Annotated in this window: 7 protein-coding genes; 4 read left to right on the forward strand and 3 right to left on the reverse strand. The window is 68.1% G+C overall.

Translation table 11 applies throughout. From position 1 onward, the window contains the following. A partial coding sequence (gene argS / locus ACILQR_RS13745) for an arginine--tRNA ligase (RefSeq protein WP_395651962.1) occupies window positions 1–1,380 on the reverse strand: 1,380 nt, incomplete at its 3' end. Next, a complete protein-coding gene (locus ACILQR_RS13750; RefSeq protein WP_395651967.1) occupies window positions 1,380–2,069 on the reverse strand; it encodes a Tat pathway signal sequence domain protein in 690 nt (229 codons plus the stop codon). The genes argS and ACILQR_RS13750, both read right to left, overlap by 1 nt. Before the next feature lie 144 nt (window positions 2,070–2,213). Here ACILQR_RS13750 and ispH point away from each other — a divergent pair, with 144 nt between their 5' ends. Together ispH and ACILQR_RS13760 are read left to right on the forward strand one after the other, a co-directional pair. Beyond that, window positions 2,214–3,170 carry a 4-hydroxy-3-methylbut-2-enyl diphosphate reductase gene (gene ispH, locus ACILQR_RS13755; RefSeq protein ID WP_395651963.1) on the forward strand — a complete coding sequence of 319 codons (957 nt, stop codon included), beginning with the start codon at window positions 2,214–2,216 and terminating at the stop codon, window positions 3,168–3,170. A gap of 110 nt (window positions 3,171–3,280) precedes the next feature. After that, window positions 3,281–7,072 carry a LamG-like jellyroll fold domain-containing protein gene (locus tag ACILQR_RS13760; RefSeq protein ID WP_395651964.1) on the forward strand — a complete coding sequence of 1,264 codons (3,792 nt, stop codon included), beginning with the start codon at window positions 3,281–3,283 and terminating at the stop codon, window positions 7,070–7,072. 21 nt (window positions 7,073–7,093) lie between these two features. Here ACILQR_RS13760 and ACILQR_RS13765 read toward each other — a convergent pair whose 3' ends face one another. Beyond that, on the reverse strand, window positions 7,094–7,921 hold the full coding sequence (locus ACILQR_RS13765) for an NAD(P)H-hydrate dehydratase (protein WP_395651965.1): 828 nt from the start codon (window positions 7,919–7,921) through the stop codon (window positions 7,094–7,096). Window positions 7,922–8,041: 120 nt separating this feature from the next. Between ACILQR_RS13765 and ACILQR_RS13770 the strand changes: the two genes are divergently transcribed. Then, complete coding sequence (locus ACILQR_RS13770; RefSeq protein ID WP_271144491.1) at window positions 8,042–8,380, forward strand: P-II family nitrogen regulator; 339 nt, start codon at window positions 8,042–8,044, stop codon at window positions 8,378–8,380. A gap of 76 nt (window positions 8,381–8,456) precedes the next feature. After that, a partial coding sequence (locus tag ACILQR_RS13775; protein ID WP_395651966.1) for a glutamine synthetase beta-grasp domain-containing protein occupies window positions 8,457–9,168 on the forward strand: 712 nt, incomplete at its 3' end.

The raw sequence follows: 9,168 nt of genomic DNA on the forward strand, positions 1-9,168 counted from the left end.
CGACAGGTCGGCGAATTTCAGCGCGGCGATAGCGACCTTGTGAGCCGTGGCTTCGAACTCGTCGGGCGACAGGTCGACGCCGAGATTGGCCTCGGTCAGGCGAGCGCGAGCCTTGTCCCGGGCCTGGGTGATCAGGTCGTGGAGTTTCAACACCCCACCGGCGCGGGTCTTGAACGGCTTGCCGTCCGTGCCGTTCATGGTGCCGAAGCCGAGATGCTCGAGGGCGCCGCGTTCGGCATAACTGGCAAGATAGGCGGCGCGGAAAACCTGTTCGAAATGCTCGGCCTGACGCTCGTCCACGACATAGAGGATCAGGTCGGGATCGATCGTCTCGCGGCGGTCCACGATGGTGGCCAGGTCGGTCGTGCCGTACATGGCCGAGCCTTCGGAAGAGATAACCAGCAGTGGCGGCGGGCTGGGGGCCTCGATGACCGAGCCGTCGGCCAGCTTCTTCTTGCGGGTCTCGCCGGGGCCGGCGACGTGGACCACCCGGGCACCGTCGTCCTCTACCAGCAGGCCCTTGGCCTCCAGATGGGCGATCATCTCGACCATGCGCGGATCGGCGTCGCTCTCGCCGTTCCAGAGATCAAAGGTGACGCCCAGCGCGCCGAACTCACGCTCCAGGGCCGCGCGGCTGACGGCCACGAAATGCTGCCACAGGGCGCGATAGCCGGGGCGGCCGGACTGAAGCTCGGCCGTCGCCTTGCGGGCGCGGTCGCGGAAGGCGGGGTCTTCCTTGGCCTCGGCGGCGGCGGCCGGATAGAGGCGTTCAAGGTCTTCGAGACTGACCGGGCTGACATCCGGGAACGGCCCGTCACCGTCGGTCAGAAAGCCGTCGGCCCTGCCCTCGTCGCCGACGGCGACGATCAGCAGCCCCATCTGGAAGCCCCAGTCGCCGAAATGGGCGTCGCCCCAGACGGTGTCGCCGCGCAGACGGAACAGCCGCTTCAGGCTCTCACCGATGATCGAGGAGCGCAGGTGCCCGACGTGCATCGGCTTGGCCACGTTCGGACCGGCATAGTCGATCACGACCTTGCGCGGGGTCGTCACGGCCGAGGCGCCGGCCAGTGCGGTGTCACCGGCGATGGCCTGGGCCCGCGTCGCCAGCGTCTCATCCGCGACCTTGAAGTTGATGAAGCCCGGGCCGGCCACCTCGACGCCCGACAGGCGTGGATCGCCGGACAGGCGCGCGGCGACCCGGGTCGCCAGGTCGCGCGGATTGGCCTTCAGCGCCTTGGCGGCGGCGAGTGCGCCGTTGGACTGGAAGTCCGCCAGATCGGGACGGTCGGAGGTGGTCACGCGGGCAAGGGCCGCATCCACGCCTTCGGCGGCGAAGGCGGCGGCCACCGCTTCGCCCAGTTCGGTCTTGAGGTCGGCCATTACTGAGCGGGGGGCTGGGCGACCGGCGCGGTGCCGGCGTTGACGCGGAACCGGCTGCCGTCGCGGTTGAAGGCGGCCATTTCGGGCGTGACGTCGAAACCGACCAGGATCTCGAAATTCGAACCGGATGTCTCCGAGTCGGCGCGCGGGATGACGATCGTCTTTTCCTGGGTCACCGAGGCGGTGCGGGCACCCTCGAAATCCACCGGCAGGTCGAAATATTCCTTGGCCAGGACCGCCTCGTTACGGGCGGTGACGGCGATCCAGTAGCGATAGGTGCGCTGATCAGCGGTCGCCTGTGCGCCCCGGCCGAGATTGAACAGCAGGTCCATCTGGACGGTGATCGGATCGTCGCCGCGATAGCTGCAGCCGGCAGTGACGCCCTCGATCTCGCCGGTATAGCCGACATTGGCGACGGCCGGGCGGTTGTCGGCCAGTTCGACGTAGCGGGCGGCGTCGTAGAGGATCTTCACATAGGGACAGGGGCCAGCGTTGGCGCGCTGGTTCAGCGGGGCGATCCGCGCAGGACGGCGGCTGGCACCCTCTTCTTCCTGCTGGCCCTGCTGGCGGTCGCGCTGGCCCTGTTGTTGTCCCGGGATGGACTGGGCGTGAGCCGCGACCGGAACCGAACCGGCGTACAGGGCGACGGCAGCCAGGGCGGCTGCCTGAACGGAGATAACGCGACGCATCAAGGGAAGTATCCGACAGCCGAAAGGAGGCGCTGCACAGGGGTCGGCGCCGACCCTGCCACGCTGGGTGCTGATAGCGGCTAAAGCGAGGCGCGGCAAACGCTCGCGGTGGCGATCAGCGGCCGGAACCGCTACCTAAGGGGCATGAACGCGATTTCCCCGATCCGCCGACCGATGAATGTTCGTCTGGCCACGCCACGCGGCTTCTGCGCCGGGGTCGATCGCGCCATCCAGATCGTCGAGCGGGCGATCGAGAAGTTCGGCGCACCGGTCTATGTCCGCCACGAGATCGTCCACAACAAGCATGTGGTCGAGCGTCTGAAGGTCATGGGCGCGGTCTTCGTCAAGGAACTGGACGAATGCCCCGACGACCGGCCCGTCGTCTTCTCGGCTCACGGGGTGCCCAAGTCGGTGCCGGCGGCGGCCGGCGCGCGCCAGATGCTGTATCTCGACGCCACCTGCCCCCTGGTCTCCAAAGTCCATGTCGAGGCCGAACGCCACCACGCCGCCGGACGCCACATCCTGCTGATCGGCCACGCCGGTCACCCCGAGGTCGTCGGCACCATGGGCCAGCTGCCGGACGGTGCCATCACCCTGGTCGAGACCGTTGAGGATGCGCAGGCGGTCCAGCGACCGGGCGACGCCCCCCTTGCCTACGCCACCCAGACCACGCTCTCGATGGACGACACCGCAGAGATCCTGAGCGTGCTCAAGGCTCGCTTCCCCGAACTGCCGGACCCGCACAAGGAAGACATCTGTTATGCGACCACCAACCGTCAGGAGGCCGTGAAGGGTCTGGCGGACGGGTCGGACCTGGTGCTGGTGGTGGGCTCGCCGAACTCGTCGAACTCGGTGCGGCTGGTCGAGGTGGCGCTGCGGGCCGGGGCGGAGGATGCGCGGCTGGTCGACGATGCGTCCCAGGTGGACTGGAGCTGGTTCGACGGCGTGTCCACGGTCGGCATCACCGCCGGCGCCTCGGCCCCCGAACCGCTGATCCAGGCCCTGATCGCAGCGATCCGCGAGCGATTCGACGTGACGATGATCGACGATCCCGGCGAACGGGAGACGGTGACGTTCAAACTGCCCCGCGTTCTCGCCTGACCCGTTCGCGACCGAGGCTTCTCTCAAACCCCTTGCTTTGAGACACCGGTGTCATAACCTGAACCCAAGCGGTCGATCGAGCCGCACAGGGACGACGCCGAGGTACAGTCATGCTTGCTCTTCGCTCCACCGCCTGCGCGGCTGCGCTTCTGGCCGGGCTCGCCTTGCCGTCCCTGGCCCAGGCGCAGAGCCCCTCCCCTACCGGTGACGGACTGCTGTTCCGGATGTCGGCCGATACGGCGCTGACGGCCGATGTGGCGGCAGGTCAGGCCGAGCCCACCTTCGCCGACAAGATCAGCCTGAAACCCACCGGCGGCGCCGACGGCGGCTATCTCGAGGGCACCGACGATCAGCAGCTGGCCTGGTCCGCGCCCGGCAACATCTATGCCCAGAGAGGCACGATCGCGTTCGACTGGCGGCCTCGCTACGCGACCGGCCCGACCCCCTTCGTCCTGTTCCGGGTGGGCTATGCCAACCATTCCAGCTGGGACATGACCTTCCTGCGGATTGACTGGAACGGTGAAGGTTTCGACGCCTTCGTCACCGACACCAACCTGGCCCGCGTCCGGGTGTCGTGGAAGATGCCTCAGCCGCCTGCGCCCGACGCCTGGATGCATCTGGCCTTCAGCTGGGACGAGGCCGAGGGGGTCGTCCTCTATGTCGACGGCAGGCGGGTCGCGGCGACACGGACCCCGGCGGTGCTGGACGCCGCCCTGGACCAGTTCGGCACGGCCGGACGGATCGTGTCGCCGATCCAGGTTCACAGCCGCTACAGCTTCACGCGCGGTTCGGACTATGACGACCTGCGCATCTATGACCACGCGCTGGATCAGGGTGAGGTTCAGGCTCTGGTCAGCCTTGTCGCCAACCCGGTCGCGTCCCCGCCCCCGGCTGACTGGCGGCCCGCCTGGGATCGCCGCTTCGGCTTCGATCAGGGTCCGGTGCCCTATCTGGCCGATCCGGTGACCCGCATCCGCCGGGTCGAATTCACCGACCAACGCGACATCGCCCAGCGGCTGATGTTCGGCAACGACGGCATCCGCGAGACGACCTGGCCCGGCGTCTACAACCGGTCGCGCCTGACCGGACGCAGCGACTATTTCATCCTGCCGGACTGGGACGTCTATTCCATGGGCGGCAAGTCGGCGACCTGGTTCCTGCCCGACGAACCGTGGAACCAGGTAGAGATCCAGGGCGCAGCCTTCGGCACCCTGTCGGCCGTCGACGCAACGATCGCATCCAGCAAGATCGTGGACGCCGGCACGCCCCGGCCCCTGGCCACCCGCCCGCGCGGAGTCGAGCGCACGACGACGCGTGTCGAGGGCCGCGACGGCGGCGCCATCCGCTTCGTCAATGTCGAGCAGGAGACCCCGATCCAGGAGATCGGCGTCTACAACGTCACGGCCGGCGCTGTGCCCGACAGTATCGGCGACTATCGCTATGTCGTGCGCGCAGGGGTCGAGCCGTCCTATGTCGCCACCGACGACCTGTCGGCCTTCATCGCCGGGCGCTATCCGGCCGAGGAGCGTGACACCGTCGCCGCCCTTCCGGGCAGCGCCCCTACCGCGCCGCGCACGACGGCGCTGAGCGGTGCCCGACCCATCGCCCACGTGGTCATCCCGATCGAGTTCCGGCGCGGCCGGGCCGCCGGCCCCCTGATCCGCAATGTGCCGACGCTCAGCTATCAGGAGGCGGGCGGTCTCGACGGGCTGGCGCTCGAGATCCCGGCCCTGACCGCGACGCCGGGCCCGGACGGGCTGATCTCGCTGAACATCCGGGTGAAGGACCCGACCTGGGCCCTGCGCGACCTGCTGGACATCAATGTTTCGGTCAAGCCGGGCGAGGCGCGGACGGTGTTCCTGGATACGCGCGACCGGGTGCTGGACAACGACAACAGCCTGTACCTGACCGTGGCATCGTCGGCCGCCGACTTCAGTGCCCAGAGCCTGGACGGGATGGCCGTGCGGCTGATCTTCAAGGACCGCGACGCCGCCCGGCCCGAGCACGTCGCCGACCGGCTGATGCAGATCAAGGACAGCTATGGCTTCCTGGTCGAGGAACGCCAGATCACACGCGACCTGGCCCTGTTCGACCAATTCTATCTGGACCTGACCGACCTGCTCCGGGTCGATCCCGACAATGTCGAGGGCCGGGCCTACTGGAGCGAGTGGAACGCGTCCCAGCCCCTGCCCGCCTTCACCCAGGCCACGCCGCCGGCGGGCGTGCCGCTGTGGGCCTTCCGCCAGGTCGAGGACCTGAAACAGGTGCGGACCTTCATCAACTGGTGGATCGACAACCGCCAGGTCGAGGGCGAGTTCGGCGGGGGCATTTCCGACGACACCGACATGACCAACCAGTGGGTCGGCCCGGCCCTGATGGGCGTCGATCCGGACAAGTTCAACGCCTCCCTGCTGGCCCTGATCGAGGCCAGCTATCGCAACGGCATGTGGGACAACGGCCTGGGCATGATCCAGACCGACGAGCTTCACGTCTATGAGGAAGGCGTCAACGCGATCAGCCAGGCGGCCATGCTGAACCGGGGCGACCCCAAGACCATCGAGCGGCTGATGGCGACGGCGCGTCGGTACAGCGACCTGACCCAGATCAACGCAGCGGGCCACCGGCATATCATCTCGTCCAACTTCTCCGGGTCGTTGTTCGCGCGCGACACGCCCTGGGACTGGTCCAAGTCGCAGTCGAACCTGATCCTGCATCCCGGATATGCACTGGTCGACTACAACGGCTCTCCGCGTCTGAGGGCCCTCATGCTGGAACTGGCCGACGGCTATCTGGCGCACGGCAAGCCGGGCGCGGACGGCGGGGTTACCTGGCCCGCCGACATCAACTGGACAACGGACGCCCAGCGCGGCACGGGTCTGGGGCCGACCAACATGCTGCTGTGGGCGTCGTATCGCTGGACCGGTGACGCCAAATATCTGACGCCGATGGGCGAGCCGGGAACGCCGGGCTGGTCCGGCATCACCGCCGACGTCGCGCGCGAGCTCAGACGCCCCGAGATCAGCCAGGGGTGGGTTGCCGCCGCCGCCAGACCGGGCGCTTCGCCGGACGCCCTGACCTTTGCCGCTGCCGAGACCGGCGACCGCTCGCTGCTGGAGCGGCTGTATGCCGACGAGATCCGCTTCGCCTCGGTGCGGATGACGATGCAGACCGAGGATCACTGGTGGTCCGACCGCGTCGATGTGCCGTCGGACCAGATGCAGCGCGCTCGGCTGGGCGGCGTCGCCCATGCGCGCAACCGGATCGTGCCGGGCAACCGGATCAGCTGGCGCTTCGAAGACTCCGAGGATGCGCTGAAGACGGCGATCCTGGTACGCGAGCCGGCGGCCGACGGCTTCCGCGTCGTGGTCTGGAACCTGGCCGACCGGCATGTCGCGGCAACGATATCAGGCGGTCAGGTCACGCCGGGGCAATGGACGGTGACGCAGGGTGCCGACGCGGACGGCGACGACCGGCCGGACGCGGGCGCCGCATCGACCGTGGCGTTCGGCCCCGGCGAGGGCCTGCCCGTGACCCTGCCGCCCGGACCCAGCGTCGTCACCTTCGCCCTGACCGAGGCAGGCCCGGCCATGGCCACCCGGCCCGACGTCGGGATCGGCGTGGACGATGTGGTGCGGCGCGGCGGGCGGCTGGCGGTCACGGTCCACGGCCTGGGGGGCGTCGCCTCTCCGGCCGGGCGCGTTGTCCTCGAGGGACCGGATGGGGCCGTGCTGGCCAGCACCCGGTTCGCAAGCCTGGCGGCACCCGATGACCTTCAGCCCAAGGTCCAGACGGTGACCCTGTCGGCACCCCGGTCCGCCCCGGTGGGATCGAGGGTGCGGTTGGTGCTGGACGGCGAACCCCAGGAGATTAGCGCCACGAACAACGTCCGTCCCCTGCCCTGACGCCCGGCGGGCGGGCCCCGGTCACGCCGGACGAAGGCCCGCCAGCACCGCAGGCAGTATCTCGGGCAGGTCCTCGGCGATCAGGCCGGGACCGAATCGCGCTGCCGCATCCGCATGCAGCCAGACCGCAGCCCGCGCGGCCTCGAAACTGTCCATGCGCTGGGCGATCAGGCCGCCGATCATCCCGGCCAGGACGTCGCCGCTGCCCGCCGTGGCCAGCCAGGGCACGCCGTTGTCATTGACCGCGATCCGGCCATCCGGCGCGGCGATCACCGTCTGCGGTCCCTTGAGCACCACCACGGCCCGCGCCTGTCCGGCCGCGACCCTCGCCGCCGCCTCCCGGCCCTGTGCCAGCAATCCCGGGAAGATTCGCTCGAATTCCCCCTCATGCGGCGTCAGCACGTCGTCACGATCCAGACAGGCGAAGAGCACAGCCGGCCGGTCGCGAAAGATTGTCAGGGCGTCGGCGTCCACCACCAGGGCCGCGCCCGTCCGGGCCAGGGCCTGCAGATTATGCACCGTCCCCTCACCCAGACCCGCCGCCGGCCCGATGACCACGGCGTCCAGCGGCTCGGCCAGTTTCATCAGGGCCTCGGGCGAGGCGAACTCGTCGACCATGACCGCCTCGACCGCCGCCGCGACGACCAGCGCCGCGTCCGGGGGGCAGAGGATTCGCACCAGCCCGGCCCCGATCCGCAAGCCGCCTCTGGCCGACAGCCGCGCGGCGCCGGTCCTCAGGGCCGGACCCGAAACCACCCCCAGCCTGCCCCTCTCATGCTTGTGGGTTTGCAGAGTCGGCCAGGGAAACAGTGCGCGCCACGATCCGGGCGTGGAATATTCTTGCGTCATGACGTTTCCGGGGCCGCACATTGAGGAAAATTCGAAGGCAGCCCTTGCCTTATACCGCAATGCGATGTCCCTTTCGTCCCCGAGCGACCGGCTGTTCGAAACGCCGGTCACGGGGTGCCCATGAAGAAGATCGAAGCCGTCATCAAGCCGTTCAAGCTGGACGATGTGAAGGAGGCGCTCCAGGACATCGGAGTGCAGGGGATGACTGTGCTGGAGGCCAAGGGATATGGCCGCCAGAAGGGCCATTCCGAGCTCTATCGCGGGGCGGAGTACGTCATCGACTTCCTGCCCAAGATCAAGATCGAGGTGGTGGTCTCCGACGACCTCTACCCGGCCGTGGTCGAGGCCATCCAGACCGCCGCTCGCACCGGCAAGATCGGCGACGGAAAGATCTTCGTCACCGATGTGATCGACGTCATCCGCATCCGCACCGGAGAAACCGGGGCACAGGCGGTCTGACGACTACAGTACCCGGCCGCGTCCGCGCGGTCGTTCGCGTTCCCTCTCTCCCCAGAAGAAACAGGACCACCCGAGAATGAGCACCGCCGAAAAGATCCTGAAAGAGATCAAGGACAAGGACGTGAAATACGTCGACGTCCGCTTCACCGACACCAAGGGCAAGCTGCAGCACGTCACCTTCGACATCGACCTGGTCGACGAGGATTTCCTCAACGAAGGCACGATGTTCGACGGTTCCTCGATCGCCGGCTGGAAGGCGATCAACGAGTCGGACATGCTGCTCAAGCCCGACCTGACGACGGCCTATATCGACCCGTTCTATCAGGCCACGACGATGTTCCTGTTCTGCGACGTGATGAACCCGGACACCGGCGAGCCCTACAACCGCGACAGCCGCTCCATGGCCAAGAAGGCCCTACAGTACATCCAGTCGGCCGGCGTGGGCGACGTGGTCTATTTCGGCCCCGAAGCCGAGTTCTTCATCTTCGACGACGTGCGCTGGACGACCCAGCCGGGCAACACCGGCTATTCCTACGACTCGATCGAACTCCCGGCCAACACGGGCTCGGAATACACCGAGGGCAATATGGGTCACCGCCCTGGGCCCAAGGGCGGCTATTTCCCCGTCAACCCGGTCGATTCCGGCCAGGACCTGCGCGCCGAGATGCTGGGCGTGATGCGCGACATGGGCATGCAGCCCGAGAAGCACCACCACGAGGTGGCCCCGGCCCAGCACGAGCTCGGCCTCAAGTTCTCGGACATGCTGACCATGGCCGACCGGCTGCAGC

It is taken from the genome of Brevundimonas sp. (assembly GCF_044239655.1).
Classification (GTDB): Bacteria; Pseudomonadota; Alphaproteobacteria; order Caulobacterales; family Caulobacteraceae; genus Brevundimonas.

Coding starts and splice junctions, on each gene's coding strand:
- ACILQR_RS13750 (WP_395651967.1), bottom strand. CDS start 2,069: ATGCGTCGCGTTATCTCCGTTCAGGCAGCCGCCCTGGCTGCCGTCGCC.
- ispH (WP_395651963.1), top strand. CDS start 2,214: ATGAACGCGATTTCCCCGATCCGCCGACCGATGAATGTTCGTCTGGCC.
- ACILQR_RS13760 (WP_395651964.1), top strand. CDS start 3,281: ATGCTTGCTCTTCGCTCCACCGCCTGCGCGGCTGCGCTTCTGGCCGGG.
- ACILQR_RS13765 (WP_395651965.1), bottom strand. CDS start 7,921: ATGACGCAAGAATATTCCACGCCCGGATCGTGGCGCGCACTGTTTCCC.
- ACILQR_RS13770 (WP_271144491.1), top strand. CDS start 8,042: ATGAAGAAGATCGAAGCCGTCATCAAGCCGTTCAAGCTGGACGATGTG.